Source organism: Polymorphospora sp. NPDC050346 (assembly GCF_040655695.1).
In the GTDB taxonomy this organism is placed as follows: Bacteria; Actinomycetota; Actinomycetes; order Mycobacteriales; family Micromonosporaceae; genus Polymorphospora; species Polymorphospora lycopeni.
In genome coordinates, this window is record NZ_JBFAKM010000003.1 from 40,786 (window position 1) to 56,834 (window position 16,049).

Annotated in this window: 4 protein-coding genes; all 4 read right to left on the reverse strand. The window is 74.0% G+C overall.

All coding sequences use genetic code 11. The annotated features are described in order from the left end of the window. Window positions 1–63: 63 nt before the first annotated feature. From AB0I42_RS04680 to AB0I42_RS04695, 4 genes are read right to left on the reverse strand one after another with little or no spacing between them, the layout of a single operon-like run. Window positions 64–822, reverse strand: coding sequence for a thioesterase domain-containing protein (locus AB0I42_RS04680; RefSeq protein WP_357534187.1), 759 nt, complete (start codon window positions 820–822; stop codon window positions 64–66). After that, window positions 819–7,307, reverse strand: a complete 6,489-nt coding sequence (locus AB0I42_RS04685; RefSeq protein ID WP_357534189.1) for an amino acid adenylation domain-containing protein — start codon at window positions 7,305–7,307, stop codon at window positions 819–821. The genes AB0I42_RS04680 and AB0I42_RS04685 overlap by 4 nt, the downstream gene beginning before the upstream one ends. Then, complete coding sequence (locus AB0I42_RS04690) at window positions 7,307–10,681, reverse strand: amino acid adenylation domain-containing protein (protein ID WP_357534191.1); 3,375 nt, start codon at window positions 10,679–10,681, stop codon at window positions 7,307–7,309. Before AB0I42_RS04690 ends, AB0I42_RS04685 begins: the two co-directional genes overlap by 1 nt. Further along, the gene (locus tag AB0I42_RS04695; protein ID WP_357534192.1) at window positions 10,678–15,837 is read right to left on the reverse strand and encodes an amino acid adenylation domain-containing protein; all 5,160 of its coding nucleotides are present in this window, start codon (window positions 15,835–15,837) and stop codon (window positions 10,678–10,680) included. Before AB0I42_RS04695 ends, AB0I42_RS04690 begins: the two co-directional genes overlap by 4 nt. Window positions 15,838–16,049: the final 212 nt, after the last annotated feature.

Consider the following 16,049-nt stretch of genomic DNA (forward strand, 5'->3'; position numbering starts at 1 on the left):
GCGCCTCCCGGGTGGCGGGTCCGGGGCGGCCCGGGCCGGGCGGCACAGCGCCGCCCGGGTGGTTCAGCGGGCGCCGGCCGGAGCGCCCACCGCCTCGAGTTCGGCCGCCACCGTACGCATGATCGACCTGCGGTCCTGCTCGAAGAACGAGTGGTCACCGGGGAAGAGCCGCATGGTGAACTCGCCGCTGGTCTCCTCGCGCCACCGCATCATCGTCGGCACCGTGGTGCTCGGGTCGTCGTCGGCGCCGAAGACGGTGATCGGCAGGTTCAGCGGCGGCGCCGGCCGGTGGACGTCGGTCTCGAAGATCTCGTAGTCGGCCCGCACGCTCGGCTCGAAGAGGGCGAACAGTCCCGGGTCGTCGATGATCGTCGCCGGGATGATGCCCAGCGCCCGCAGGTGGTCGGCGAGTTCGGGGCCGGACATCTTGTGCACGCCGCTGTCCCGCTCGACCGCCGCCGGTGACGGGCAGGCGCAGACGAACAGGTGCGCCGGCGGCCGGCCGGCCTGCTCGAGCAGCCGGGCCAACTCGTACGCGGTCAGCGCGCCGGAGCAGTAGCCGAACAGGGCGTACGGCAGGTCCAGGTAGTCGGTGAGCGCGCCGGCCAGTTCGCCGACCACGTCGCCCATCCGGGTCAGCAGCGGTTCCCGCAGCCGGCTCTCCCGGCCCGGCAGCCGTACCGCGCACAGGTCGACGCCGTCGGACAGCCCGGTCGACCAGCTCCGGAAGGTGGCGCCCCCGCCACCGGCGTGCGGCAGGCAGATCAGGCGGGTGGTGGCGGTGCCGGACGGGCGCAGCCGGGCGATCCAGGGTGTGGTCAAGACAGCGGCCTTTCCGGCTCGGTGTGCGGTGCCCGCAGGGCCAGCCCCATGCGGTGCACCGTCGAGTGGTCGAAGATCGTACGAAGCGGCAGTTCGCGGCCGATCTCGCGACCGATGCGGTCGACGAGCTGCGCCGCCAGCAGGCTGTGCCCGCCGATGTCGAAGAAGTCGTCGTGCACGCCGACCCGCTCGACGCCGAGGACGTCGGCCCACAGTTCGGCGAGCAGCAGTTCGGCGTCGTCGGCCGGTGTCGCGCCCTCGGCCGACGGGGCACGTACGGGCCGGGGCAGCGCCAGCCGGTCGATCTTGCCGGTGGCCGTCGAGGGCAGCGCGTCGAGGAAGCTGAAGCTGGTCGGCACCAGGTGCGACGGCAGGGTACGGCCCAGCGCGGCGCGTACGCCGGACGCGTCGGCGGGGCCGTCGGCGACGACGTACGCGGCGAGTTCCGGCTCGGCGCCCTCGCGGGTCCAGGCGACCACCGCGGCCTGGCGTACCTCGGGCAGGGCCTCCAGGGCCCGCTCGACCTCGCCGGGCTCGACCCGGAATCCGCGGATCTTGAGCTGCTGGTCGACCCGGCCGACCAGCTCGATCTGCCCGTCGGGCAGCATCCGGGCCAGGTCGCCGGTGCGGTAGAGCCGGGCACCGGGCTCGTACGGGTGGGGCAGGAACCGTTCGGCGGTCAGGTCCGGCCGGCCGAGGTAGCCGCGGGCCAGGCAGTCGCCGCCGACATACAGCTCGCCGGGTACGCCGACCGGGGCGGGCTGGCCGGCCCGGTCCAGGATGTGCGCGCCGACGTTGGCCAGCGGCCGGCCGACCGGCACCGCGCCGGTCAGCTCGTCCTCGCCGCAGGCCGGCGGCCACAGCGAGTCCCAGCCCTCGGCGGCGCCGTAGAGGTTGTGCAGCGACCGGCCCGGCATCGTCTTGACGAACATCCGGGCCAGGTCGGCCGAGAGCGGCTCGCCGGAGCTGATCCACAGCGTCAGCCGGGGCAGCCGCTCGGCCAGGTCGTCGACGGTGAGCAGGAGCATCCGCAGCAGCGACGGCACCAGCAGCAGGCGGGTCACCCCGTGCGCGGCCAGCACCCGGACCAGCGCCTTCGGATCGCGGCCGGTGTCCTTGGGCACGACCACCGTCGGTACGCCGTACAGCAGCCCGCCGAGCAGTTCCCACAGCGAGTCGACGAAGCCGATCGGGGTCTTCAGGACGCCGACCTCGCCGGGGCCGAAGGGTCGTTCGTCGGCGAACCAGGCGATCCGGTTGACCATCGAGCGGCCGGTGACCGCGACGCCCTTGGGGCGGCCGGTGGAGCCGGAGGTGTAGATGACCGCGGCCAGGCTGTCGATCGTGGACACCGGGGCCGGGTCGTCGACGTCGGTGGCGCCGTCGTCGGTGGTGTCCTCGGCGTCGAGGACGACGACGGCCGCCAGGTCGCCGGGCAGCCGGGAGCGCAGCGCCCCGGTGGTGACCACGGCGGCGGCACCGGCGTCGTCGAGCATGTACGCCAGCCGCTCGGCCGGGTTGTCGGGGTCCAGCGGCAGGTAGGCGCCGTCGGCCTTCCAGACCGCCAGGGCGGCCACCGGCAGGTCGAGGCCGTGTCCGAGGCAGACGCCGACCGGGGTCTCCGGGCCGACGCCGAGGCGGCGCAGCCGGCGGGCGAGCCGGGTGGACCGGGCGTCGAGTTCGGCGTACGTCAGCACCCGGTCGCCGTCGACGTAGGCGGCCGCGTCCGGGGTGAGCGCGGCCTGCCGGGTGAACCGCGAAAGCGGTGTCCCGGTGCCGAAGTCGCGTACGGCGCCACGGGCGACGTCCCTGGTCAGGTGGTGGTGTTCGGCCGGGCTCGGCAGGGCGAGCAGGTCGATGCGGCGGTCCGGGTCGGCGACCGCCTGGGTCAGCACGCTCTCCAGGTGCCCGACGAGACGCTGCACGGACGAGCGCCGGTAGAGGTCGGTGGCGAACTCCACGAAGCCGGCCAGGGCGCCCGACTCGGTCGTATAGACGTGGAAGGCCAGGTCGAAGGCCGCGGTGCGGGTCTCCGTCGGCAACGACTCCACCACCACATCACCACCCAACAACCCCACCTCAGCCGGCGTGTTCTGCACCACCAACGCCACCTGAACAAACGGCATAGAACCCGCCCGCCGCACCGGATGCAACTCCTCAACCACCCGATCAAACGGCACATCCTGATGCCCGAACACATCCAACACACCCGACCGAACCCGCCCCAACAAACCACGGAACGACGGCCGACCCGACAAATCCCCACGCACCACAACCGTATTCACAAAAAACCCGATCAAATCCTCCAACTCAGGCGCACCCCGATTAGCCACAAACGTCCCCACCACCACATCCTCCACCCCCGCATACCGCCCCAACACAACATCCAACCCCGCCAACAACCCCATAAAAACAGTCGCACCCTCACCCCGACACAACTCCCCCAACCCCCCCGACAACCCCACCGGAAACTCAAACCGCTCCCGATCCCCACCACCACCACGACCCACCGACCGAGGCAACTCAGACGGCAAATCCAACACCGCAGGAGCACCCGCCAAATACCCCCGCCAAAACTCCAACTGCCCCTCCAACACCCCACCCGACAACCACTGCCGCTCCCACACCGCAAAATCAGCAAACTGCACCGGCAACACCGGCAAAGGCGAACCCTCACCCCGCACAAACGCCCCATACAACACCGACAACTCACGCAACAAAACCGAACCCGACCACCCATCAAAAACAATATGATGAGCCGACACCAACAACACATGCTCACCCTCAGAAACCCGCAACAACACCCACCTCACCAACGGCCCCACCGCCACATCAAACGGCCGCAACCCCGCCTCACGCACCCACCGCGCCACCTCACCAGCCCGAACACCAACCCCCAACCCCGACAAATCAACCAACGGAACATCCACCACCCCCACCCCACCAAACACCAGCACCGGCTCCCCATCCACCGCCACAAACCGCGTACGCAACACCTCATGCCGCGCCACCACCTCATTCACCGCACCAACCAACGCCCCCACATCCAAACCACCCACCAACCGCAACGGCCACACCACGTTGTAATCCACACCACCCGGCACCAACCGATCCACAAACCACAACCGCCGCTGCCCCAGCGACACCGGCAGCGGGTCCGGGCGCCGGGCCGGCACGATCGGCGGGCGGGCGCCGGCGGTGTCGGCGCGCAGCATCGCCTCGAGGGCGGCGGCCAGGCCGGCCACGGTCGGCGCGGCGAAGAACGTGGCCAGCGGCAGCTCCCGGTCGAACGCCCGGCGGATGCGGGCCACCAGGCGGCTGGCCAGCAGCGAGTGGCCGCCGAGGTCGAAGAAGTCGTCGTGGGCGCCGACCCGGTCCAGCCCGAGCAGGTCGGCCCAGACGCCGGCGAGGGTCTCCTCGATCGGGTTGCGCGGCGGCACGTATCCGGTGCCGAGGTCGGGCCGGTGGCCGTCGGGGTCGGGCAGGGCGGCCCGGTCGACCTTGCCGTTCGGGTTGAGCGGCAGCGCGTCGAGCACCACGAACGCGTTCGGGACCATGTAGCCCGGCAGGAACTCACGCAGGTCGGCGAGCAGGTCCCCGACGACCGGCGGCTGCGCGCCGGCGGCCGTCTCGACGTACGCGACGAGGGTGTGGTCCTCGCCGTCGGGCCGGGCCACCACGACGGCGTCACCGACCCCGGCACAGCGGCGCAGCCGCTGCTCGATCTCGCCCAGCTCCACCCGGAAGCCGCGCACCTTCACCTGGTGGTCGACCCGGCCCAGGAACTCCAGGGTGTGGTCGGCCCGCCAGCGCACCACGTCGCCGGTGCGGTAGAGCCGGGCCCCGGTGGCGTACGGGTGCGGCACGAACCGCTCGGCGGTCAGCTCGGGCCGGCCGAGGTAGCCGCGGGCCAGGCAGTCGCCGCCGATGTACAGCTCGCCGGGCACGCCGACCGGCGAAAGGTTGCCGTGCGGGTCGAAGACGTACAGCTCGGTGTCGGGGATCGGGCCGCCGATCGGCACCCGCCCGTCGACACCGGTCGCCGGGCGCATGGTGTGCGTCGCGGCGAAGATCGCCGCCTCGGTCGGGCCGTAGCCGTTGACCAGGGTGGCGTCGGCGTCGAGCAGGCCGAGGGCCTTCTCGACGTGGCTGGTCGACAGCTGGTCGCCGCCGGCGATCAGGGTCCGCATCCCGGACAGCGACTCGCCCGCGGTGTCGACCACGGCGTGGAACAGCGCGGCGGTCAGCCAGCCGACGGTGACCCGGGCCCCGGGCAGGAAGATCCCGACCCGTTCCGGCAGCGCCTTGCCGGGCAGGACGGCCAGCTCCGCGCCGTTGGCCAGGGCGCCGAAGACCTCCATGACCGACACGTCGAACGACAGCGACAGCGCGTGCAGCATCACGTCGGTCTCGTCGATGGCGGCGTACGCCGGCCGGTGCACCCGGGCGATCGCGCACCGGTGGTTGACCGCGACGCCCTTGGGGCGGCCGGTGGAGCCGGAGGTGTAGATGACGTACGCCAGGTTCTGCGGGGTGACCCCGGCGTCGACCTCGGCGGCCTCGCTGTCGTCGGCGTCGGCGTCGGCCAGCAGTTCGTCGACGAGCAGCGGCTCGATGCCGGCCGGGACCAGGTGGCGGGTGGTGGCGGTGGCCACGACGGTGGTCGCGCCGGCGTCGCCGAGCATGTACGCCAGCCGCTCGGCGGGGTTCTCCGGGTCCAGCGGCAGGTAGGCGCCGCCGGCCTTGAGCACACCGAGCACGCTGACGACCGAGGCGAGCGAGCGTTCGACGCAGATCCCGACGAGGACCTCGGGTCCGACGCCGGCGGCGCGCAGGTGCCGGGCCAGCCGGGCGGCGCGGTCGTCGAGTTCGCGGTAGGTGAGCCGTTCACCGGCGCAGGAGGCGGCGACGGCGTCGGGGCGGCGGGCCACCTGCGCGGCGACGAGTTCGTGCAGCAGGTGGACGGCGGGCTCGCCGGCCGTGACGGGCTCGCCGGCCGGGGTCGCGGCGGGGGCGGGCTGGACGGTCGCGGCGGCGAGCAGTGCCCGGTGTTCGTCCGAGGCGGGCAGCGACAGCAGGTCGATGCGGCGGTCCGGGTCGGCGACCGCCTGGGTCAGCACGCTCTCCAGGTGGCCGATCAGCCGCTGCGCGAAGGGGCGGCGGTACAGGTCGGTGGCGTACTCGACGAAACCGGCGAGCGCACCGGTCTCCGTGGTCCACAGGTGCAGGGAAAGGTCGAAGGCCGCGGTGCGGGTCTCCGTCGGCAACGACTCCACCACCACATCACCACCCAACAACCCCACCTCAGCCGGCGTGTTCTGCACCACCAACGCCACCTGAACAAACGGCATAGAACCCGCCCGCCGCACCGGATGCAACTCCTCAACCACCCGATCAAACGGCACATCCTGATGCCCGAACACATCCAACACACCCGACCGAACCCGCCCCAACAAACCACGGAACGACGGCCGACCCGACAAATCCCCACGCACCACAACCGTATTCACAAAAAACCCGATCAAATCCTCCAACTCAGGCGCACCCCGATTAGCCACAAACGTCCCCACCACCACATCCTCCACCCCCGCATACCGCCCCAACACAACATCCAACCCCGCCAACAACCCCATAAAAACAGTCGCACCCTCACCCCGACACAACTCCCCCAACCCCACCGACAACCCCACCGGAAACTCAAACCGCTCCCGATCCCCACCACCACCACGACCCACCGACCGAGGCAAATCAGACGGCAAATCCAACACCGCAGGAGCACCCGCCAAATACCCCCGCCAAAACTCCAACTGCCCCTCCAACACCCCACCCGACAACCACTGCCGCTCCCACACCGCAAAATCAGCAAACTGCACCGGCAACACCGGCAAAGGCGAACCCTCACCCCGCACAAACGCCCCATACAACACCGACAACTCACGCAACAAAACCGAACCCGACCACCCATCAAAAACAATATGATGAGCCGACACCAACAACACATGCTCACCCTCAGAAACCCGCAACAACACCCACCTCACCAACGGCCCCACCGCCACATCAAACGGCCGCAACCCCGCCTCACGCACCCACCGCGCCACCTCACCAGCCCGAACACCAACCCCCAACCCCGACAAATCAACCAACGGAACATCCACCACCCCCACCCCACCAATCACCTGCACCGGCTCCCCATCCACCGCCACAAACCGCGTACGCAACACCTCATGCCGCGCCACCACCTCATTCACCGCACCAACCAACGCCCCCACATCCAAACCACCCACCAACCGCAACGGCCACACCACGTTGTAATCCACACCACCCGGCACCAACCGATCCACAAACCACAACCGCCGCTGCCCCAGGGAAACGGGGGCGAAGCGGCTGTCCGGGTCGCCGTCGGCCAGCAGTTCGGCGAGCACCTGGAGGCGGTCCGCCGACCCGGTCTGCTCGGTCGTGGGCGCCTGGTCGTCGAAGCTCGTCATCACGACTCCTGGGTGCGGTCGGTACCTTCGCGGCGGACGGCGGCGGGTGCGCCACCGGTGGTCCGTTGGAGCAGGTTGGCGATGCCGGGCGCGGCACCGGCGTCGAGCAGGCCGGCGAGCAGTTCGTCGCCGGTGGCGCGGCGCAGCGCCGGCATCGCCGGCCGGGCCGGTGCCGTACCGGTCGCCGCCGGGTCGGCCGCCCCGGCGGCGGGTGGTTGCGGCAGCGCGGCGGCGAACGCCGACAGCCGCGGCAGCTCGAACACCTGGCGCAGCCGTACGTCGGGACCCAGCTCACGGCGCAGCCGGGCGACCACCTGGGTGGCCAGCAGCGAGTGCCCGCCCAGGGCGAAGAAGTCGTCGTCCGGGCCGACCCGCTCGACACCGAGGACCTCGCACCACACCCGGGCGACGAGCCGCTCCGCGGCGGTACGCGGGGCCGGCCCGACCGGCGCGGCCGGGGGCGGCGGCGGCTCGGGCAGCGCCGTCCGGTCGATCTTGTCGGTGCCGGTCCGGGGCAGGGCGGCGACCACCAGCCAGCCGGTCGGGACCAGGTAGGCGGGCAGCAGCTCACCGAGCCGTTCACGCAGCCGCCGGTCCAGGTCGGGCGCTGGCGCCGACACCGGCTCGACGTACGCGAACAGCTCGTGGTCGCCACGCGCGGTGGGCCGGGCGACGACCACCGCGTGGCGCACCTCGGGCAGGGTGGTCAGCGCCGCCTCGACCTCGCCCGGCTCGATCCGGTGGCCGCGGATCTTGACCTGGGCGTCGACCCGGCCGCAGAACTCGAGCTGCCCGTCGGGCAGCGTGCGGGCCAGGTCGCCGGTGCGGTAGAGGCGCTCACCGGCACCGAACGGGCTGGGCACGAACCGGTCGGCGGTCAGCTCCGGCCGGCCGAGGTAGCCGCGGGCCAGGCCGGCGCCGCCGACGTAGACCGCGCCGACCACACCGGCCGGCACCGGTGCCAGCTCGGCGTCGAGGACGTGGACGGCGGAGCCGGCGACCGGCGGGCCGATCGGCACCCGGGTGGTCACCTGCGGCACGTCCGGCCCGGACAGTGCCGCCAGCGTGGTCGCGATGCTGGTCTCGGTGGGTCCGTACGCGTTGGACAGCCGGGCGTGCGGCGCCAGCCGGCGCCAGGCGGCGATCCGGGCCGGGGTGGTCGCCTCGCCACCGATCGCCACCACCCGCAGCCCGGCCGGCGGCCGCAGGCCGTCGCGCTCGCACTCGGCGACCAGCTCGTGGAAGTACGCGGTCGGCAGGTGTACGACGGTGACACCGAGCCGCTCGCAGGCGGCGAAGAACTCACGCGCGGTGTCGATCATGTCGTCGGCGCGCAGCACCAGGCAGCCGCCGGTGGCCAGGCAGGGCCAGATCTCCTCGGCGCTGACGTCGAACATCAGCGCGGTGAACTGGAGCACCCGGTCGGCGGCGGTCAGGCCGTACTCGGCCCGGTCGGCGGCGGCGTAGTTCGCCACGCCCCGGTGCGGGACGAGGACGCCCTTGGGCCGGCCGGTGGAGCCGGAGGTGTACATGACGTACGCCAGGTCGTCGGGTTCGACCTGGACGTCCGGCGCGGCGGCGGCGATCGACGGCGGCACCGGCTCGACGGCCAGCACCGGCGGTCCGCCGGCCGGCAGCACCGCCCGCAACTCCGGTTCGACCAGTACGGCGGCCGGGGCGGCGTCGGCGAGCAGGGCGGCGATCCGGCCGGGCGGGCTGTCGGGGTCCAGCGGCAGGTAGGCGGCGCCGGTCCGCAGGACGCCGAGCAGCCCGGCGACCGCGGCCGGCGAGCGCCGGCACAGCAGCGCCACCAGGTCGCCGCGGCGTACCCCGGCGGCGTGCAGCCGGGCGGCGACGTCGCCGGACCAGGCGCGCAGCTCCCGGTAGTCGTAGCCGACGCCGGTCGCGGCGTCGAGCAGCGCCGGCGCGTCCGGGGACCGCTCGGCCGTCGCGGCGAACACGTCGGTCAGCGTGGCCGGTGGCGCGGCCTGTTCCCGCCGGTCGGCGGCGGCCAGGATCCGGTCGCGTTCGGCGGCGGTCATCAGCGGCAGCGCGCCGACCGGCCGGTCCGGGTCGGCGACCACGCCGGCCAGGACCGCCTGGTACGCGGCCAGCAGCCGGCCCACCGTGTCGGCGGTGAACAGGTCGGTGGCGTACTCGGCGACCAGCCGCAGTTCGTCGCCGTCGACGACGGAGACGCTGAAGTCGAACAGCGAGATCCGCCGGTCGAGCACCGGTACGTCGGTGGCGCGTACGCCGGGCAGCCGCAGCGCGCCGAGCCCGCCCGGCTGCACGTCGAACATCACCTGGAAGACCGGGTGGTAGCTGGGTTCGCGGTCCGGGCGCAGCGCCTGCACGACCTGCTCGAACGGCAGGTCGGCGTGGGACTGGGCGTCGGCGACGACGGTGCGGGTCCGGGCCAGCAGGTCGCGGAAGGTCGGCTCGCCGCGCAGGTCGACGCGCAGCGCGACGGTGTTGGTGAAGAAGCCGACGAGCCGTTCCAGCTCGACCCGGCCGCGCCCGCCGACGGCGGTGCCGACGACCAGGTCGTCGACGCCGGTGTGCCGGTGCAGGACCACCGCGAACGCGGCGAGCAGGGTCATGAACGGTGTCGCGCGTTCCCGGCGGGCCAGGTCGCGTACCGCGCCCGCGAGGTCGTCGGGGACGACCGCCTCGAGCAGCGCGCCGGCGTAGCTCTGCGTCGCCGGGCGGGGGTGGTCGGTGGGCAGGTCGAGCAGCGGGGCGGCGCCGTCGAGCCGCTGCCGCCAGTGGTCGAGCTGGTCGGCGAGGCCGCCGTCGGCGAGCACGTCGCGCTGCCACAGGGCGAAGTCGGCGTACTGCAGCGGCAGGTCGGGCAGGTCGGCCGGGCGGTGCTGGACGGCGGCGAGGTATGCCTCGGAGACCTCGCCGAACAGCACCTCGGCGGACCAGCCGTCGCAGACGGCGTGGTGCAGGGTGAGCAGCCAGGCGTGGTCGTCGTCGGCGAAGCGGAGCAGGTCGCTGCGCAGCAGCGGGCCGGTGGCCAGGTCGAACGCGGTCCGGGCGTGTTCGGCGGCGCGGCCGCTGGCGGTGCCGGCCCGGTCGGTCGCCGGCACCGACGTCAGGTCGGTCACCCGGGTCGGCACCTCGACCGACGCGGTGATCACCTGGCGGGGCTGGCCGTCGACGGCGCGCAGCGTGGTCCGCAGTGCCTCGTGCCGGTCGACGACCGTCTGCACGGCGGCGGCCAGCGCGTCGGGGCGCAGCGGGCCGCGCAGCCGGACCGCGAAGTGCACGTTGTAGAGCGGGTTGCCGGGTTCGAGCTGGTCGAAGAACCACAGGCGTTCCTGGCCGGACGACGCGGGCAGCGCCTCGACCGGGCCGCCGGCGGTCACCGGCCGTCCTCGGCCGGCACCGGCCCGGCGTCGTCGAACGCCGACGCCGCGACCGTGAACGCCTGCCGGGCCCGGGGCACCAGGGCCGGGCCGGTACGGGCCGGGGTCCGCTCGGCGGCCGCGCCGGCCCGCCGGGCCAGCCCGGCGACGGTGGGCGCGGCCAGCAGGTCGCGGACCGACAGCGGTACGCCGAGCACCGCCAGCAGCCGGGCGGTGACCTGGGCGGCGAGCAGCGAGTGCCCGCCGAGGTCGAAGAAGTCGTCGTCGGCGCCGACGGCCGGCAGCCCGAGCACGTCGCACCACACGTCGGCGACCTGCTGCTCGACGCCGGGCGCGGGTGGGCGGGAGCCGCCCGGTGCCGCCTCGACACTGCCCGGGTCGGGCAGCGCCCGGCGGTCCACCTTGCCGCTGGTGGTGCGGGGCAGTTCGGGCAGCACCTGGATCGCCGCCGGCACCAGGTAGGCGGGCAGCATGCCGCGCAGGAAGTCGCGCAGGTTCGCCGGGTCGGGCGGGGTCGGGCCGTTGCCGGTGACGTACCCGACCAGCCGGACGCCGGTGCGGTCGGTGTGCGCGACCACGACCGCGTCACCGACGGACGGTTCGCCGCGCAGGGCGTGCTCGACCTCGCCGGGCTCCACCCGGAAGCCTCTGATCTTGACCTGGTGGTCGATCCGGCCGAGGAACTCGATGCCGCCGTCGGGCCGGAACCGGCCCCGGTCGCCGGTGGCGTAGAGGCGGGCACCGGGCCGGGTGCCGGACGGGTCGGGGCGGAACCGTTCCGCGGTCAGGTCGGGCCGGCCGTGGTAGCCGCGGGCCACCCCGACCCCGCCGAGGAAGACCTCGCCGACGGCGCCGACCGGCACCGGCCGGCCCGCCGCGTCCAGCACGTACGCCTCGACCTCCGGCAGCGGTTCGCCGATCGGCAGCGGCTGGTCGTCGGTGTCGAGGCCGCCGGCCGGGCCCAGCTCGCGCAGGGTGTTGCCGATGGTGACCTCGGTGACGCCGTAGACGTTGAGCAGCCGGGTGTTCGGGCCGAGGACCTCGCGGAACCGCCGGTGGTCGGTGGTCGTCCACGCCTCGCCGCCGATCGCCGCCAGGCGCAACGTCGTCAACCGGGAACCGGTCGCGCGCAGGTGGCTGGCGAGCAGGTTCATCACCGACGGCAGGAGTTCGACGGTGTCGACGCCGTACTCGCGGATCACCCGCAGCAGCGCGGCCGGCTCGAGGGCCGCCTCCGGCGGGCAGAGGACCAGCCGGCCGCCGGAGAGCAGGGCCCGGACCACGTCGCCGGTGCAGACGTCGAAGGCGAGGGCGGCGAGCTGGAGGTGGGTGCCGGGGTGCAGGTCCAGGTCGTAGGCGCTGCGCCAGGCAGCGTACTTGCTGGCCAGGGCGCGGTGCGAGATCCCGACCGCCTTCGGCCGGCCGGTCGACCCGGAGGTGTAGATCAGGTAGGCGAGCTGGTCGGGGTCGACCGCGACACCGGGGTCGTGCTCCGGTGCGGTGCGCAGCGCCGGGTCGTCCGGGCGGACCAGCAGCGGTCCGGCGGCGGCCGGGTCACTGCCGACCGGGGCGCCGTCGGTCGGTCCGGTGGTGCCGGGCAGGTCGGCGCGGACGGTGACCAGGGCGCGCGGGCCGGCGTCGGCGAGCAGGCCGGCCAGCCGGTCGGCGGGGCTGTCCGGGTCCAGCGGCAGGTAGGCGGCACCGGCCTTGAGCACGCCCAGGACGCTGGAGACCCAGTCGACGCCGCGCGGCAGGCAGATGGCGACCAGGTCCTCGGTGCCGACACCACGGTCGCGCAGCAGGTGGGCGAACCGGTTGGCGCGCCGGTCGAGTTCGGCGTAGGAGACGGCCCCGACGCCCGGGTGCAGGACCGCCTCGGCGTCACCCCGGTCGGCGGCGACCCGGGCGAACATCCGGTGCACCGCCGGGTCGTCGGCACCGGTGGCCGGTGGCGCGGCCGGGGCGGCCGGGATCGCCGCAGTGCCCATCGGCAGGTCGCTGATCCGGCGGGCCGGGTCGGTCAGCGCGGCGCGCAGCAGGGCGACGTACGCGTCGAAGAACCGGGCGATGGTGGCCGGGTCGAACAGGTCGCTGCGGTACTCCCAGATCATCGTGATCCGCTGGTCGCGCTCGTGCGCCGGCACCCCGATCTGGCGTTCGGCGCGCGGCACGACCAGCACCGACAGGTCGAGCTTGGCGGTGCCGTTGTGCCGCTCCAGGTAGGACGCCGAGATCGGGCCGCTGGACAGCGGCACCAGCGGCGCGTCGTCGAAGTTCATCATCGCGGCGAACATCGGGTTGTGGCCGGGGCGGCGCGGCGGCGCCAGCTCGCGCACCAGGTGCACGAACGGCAGGTGCTGGTGGGCCTGGGCGTCGAGGGCGACCGCGCGGACCTCGTCGACGACGTCGGTGAACCGCCGCCGGCCGGGCACCTCCAGCCGCAGCACCACCGGGTTGACGAACATGCCGAGGATGCCCTCGGTGCCGGGGATCGCCCGGTTGCCGTACGCCGACCCGACGCTGAGCTCGTCCTGTCCGGTGAACCGGTGCAGCATGGCCGCGTACCCGGCCATCATCGTGATGAACAGGGTGACGCCGCGGCGGCGGCTGAACTCGCGCACCGCCGCGCACAGGTCGGCGGGCAGTTCGGCGCGGTGCACCGCGCCCGGTGCCGGGTTGTCGCCGGAACGCGGGTGGTCGTACGGCAGGTCGAGCCGGTCCGGGGCGCCGGCGAGCCGGTCGGCCCAGTGGTCGAACTGGGCGCGCAGTGCCGGGCCGGGCAGGGCGGCGCGCTGCCAGTGCACGAAGTCGAGGTACTGCAGGCGCGGCTCGGCCGGGGCGGGCGCCCAGCCGGCGACCGCGGCGTAGTTGGCCAGCAGCTCGTCCATCAGCACCGCGAACGACCATCCGTCGTGGATGATGTGGTGCTCGACGAGGACCAGCTCGTACTCCTCGTCGGCCAGGCGCAGCAGCAGCCAGCGCAGCAGCGGCAGCCGGGACACGTCGAACGGCACCCGGATCTCGGCGGCGACGACGTGCTCGGCGGCGCCGGCCGGGTCGGGGGTGTAGCGCAGGTCGCGGGTCGCGACCCGGACCCGGTAGGGCGGGTGGATGAGCTGGACCGGGTCGCCGTCGCGGGTGATCACGGTGGTGCGCAGGATCTCGTGCCGGCGGACCACTTCGGACAGCGCCGCCTCGAGCAGGCGTACGTCGACCGGGCCGTGCAGCCGGATCGTCGTCGGCGCGTTGTAGGCGACGTTGCCGGGCGTAAGCTGCTCGAAGAACCAGATCTGCTCCTGCATCACCGACAGCGGCGCGGTGCGCCGGTCGCCGTCGTAGCGGGTCAGCTCCGGCAGGGCCGGGGCGCCGGCGGTGTCACCGGCGCGGGCCGCCTCGACCCGCGGGGCCAGCCCGGCGACGGTCGGGTTGGCCAGCAGTTCGTGCAGCGGCAGCTCGACGCCGAGGTCGGCGCGCAGGTCGGCCTGGATGCGGGCGGCGAGCAGCGAGGTGCCGCCGAGGTCGAGGAAGGTGTCGTCGACGCCGATGCCGGGCAGGTCCAGCACCCGCGCCCAGATCCGCCGGATGCTCGCGGTGGTCGGGTCGGCGGGCTCGTCGCCGGCCGGTGCGGTGTCCGCCGGTGCGGCCGGGGCCGGGGTGAGCGCGGCCAGCGCGGCCCGGTCGACCTTGCCGCCGGGGGTGACCGGCAGCCGGTCCAGCCGGTGCCAGACGGCCGGCACCATCCACGCCGGCAGCCGCCCGGTCAGCCAGGCGGTCAGCGCCGCCGGCTCCGGGCCGTCGGTGCCGTCGACCCCGGCCAGGTACGCCGTCAGCCGGCCGCCGCCGGCGAGGACCGCCGCCTGGGCGACGTCGGGGTGCCCGGCCAGGACGGCCTCGATCTCGGCCGGCTCGATCCGGAACCCGCGTACCTTCACCTGGTCGTCGACCCGGCCCAGGAACGTCAGGTCGGCGGCGTCGGCGGCGCGCCGGACCCGGTCGCCGGTCCGGTACATCCGGGCGCCGGGCGGACCCCACGGGTCGGGCACGAACCGTTCGGCGGTCAGGTCGGGGCGGCCGAGGTAGCCGCGGGCCAGGGCGGTGCCGCCGATGTACAGCTCGCCGCTGCCGGTGCCGGCCAGGTCGGCGTCGAGCACGTGCAGGACGCGGGGGCCGACGGCGGCGCCGATCGGCACGGTGTCCGCCCCGGCGGTGTCGCCGGACCGGTGCACCGACGCGGTCATCACCGTCTCGGTCGGACCGTACGCGTTGAGGACCGGCGGCCCGTCCGGGCCGACGGCGGCCCGCCAGCGGTCGACGGCGGCGGCGGGCAGCGCCTCGCCGCCGGCGAGGACCGCGCGCAGCGTGCCGACGGCGGCGGGCAGCAGCCCGGCGTGGCGGGCGGTGGCCAGTTCGGTGAACAGCGCGGTCGGCAGGTCGGCGACGGTCACCGCGTGCGTGCGCAGCGCCGCGCACACCTCGGCCGGCCCCCAGACCCGGTCGTCGCGCAGGACGACCCGGGCACCGGCGGCGAGGCCGGCGAAGAGCTGCTCGACGGCGACGTCGAAGCCGTGCCCGGCCATCTGGAGGACCACGTCGTCCGGGGTCAGCCCGAGGTGGGCGACCATCGACCGGATGTGGGCGGCGGCGGCGCGGTGCTCGACCACCACGCCCTTGGGCACGCCGGTGGAGCCGGAGGTGTAGATGACGTACGCGGCGGTGTCCGGGTCGACGCCGTCGCCGGCCACGTCGACGGCCGGGCCGGTGCCGGCCGGGTCGACGACCGTCACGGCGGTGCCGGTGACGGCGGTCGCGGTCTCGGTCCCGGCGACGACGACGCGTACGCCGGCGTCGGCGATCAGCGCGGCGACGCGCGACGGCGGCAGGTCGGCGGTCAGCGGCAGGTAGGCCGCCCCGGCCTTCAGCACGCCGAGGATCGCCACGACGAGTTCGGGGCCGCGGGCGGTGCAGACCCCGACGATGTCCTCGGGGCCGGTGCCGGCGGCCCGCAGCCGGGCCGCCAGGGCGGTGGCGCGGTCGTCGAGTTCGGCGTACGTCAGCCGCAGCGACCCGCATTCCACCGCGCATGCGTCGGGACGGGCGACGGCGTGCCCGGCCACCAGGCCGTGCAGCGTCTGCGCGACGTCGAGACTGGCTGTCATGTCCTCAACTCCAGTTCCCCGTGTGCGGCCGGCCGGTGACCGGACGCCCGGCGGCGGGACGGCGACCCGTCGGGACCGGCGGGAACGGATGGGCGGCCGGATACACCGGCCGCCGCGTCCGGCACGGTCGGTCGGCACCGGACGGGTCCCCCGGTGGGCGCGCGTCCCGCACGCATGTGGCGCGCGGTATGCGGATACGAGAGTTCGGGACC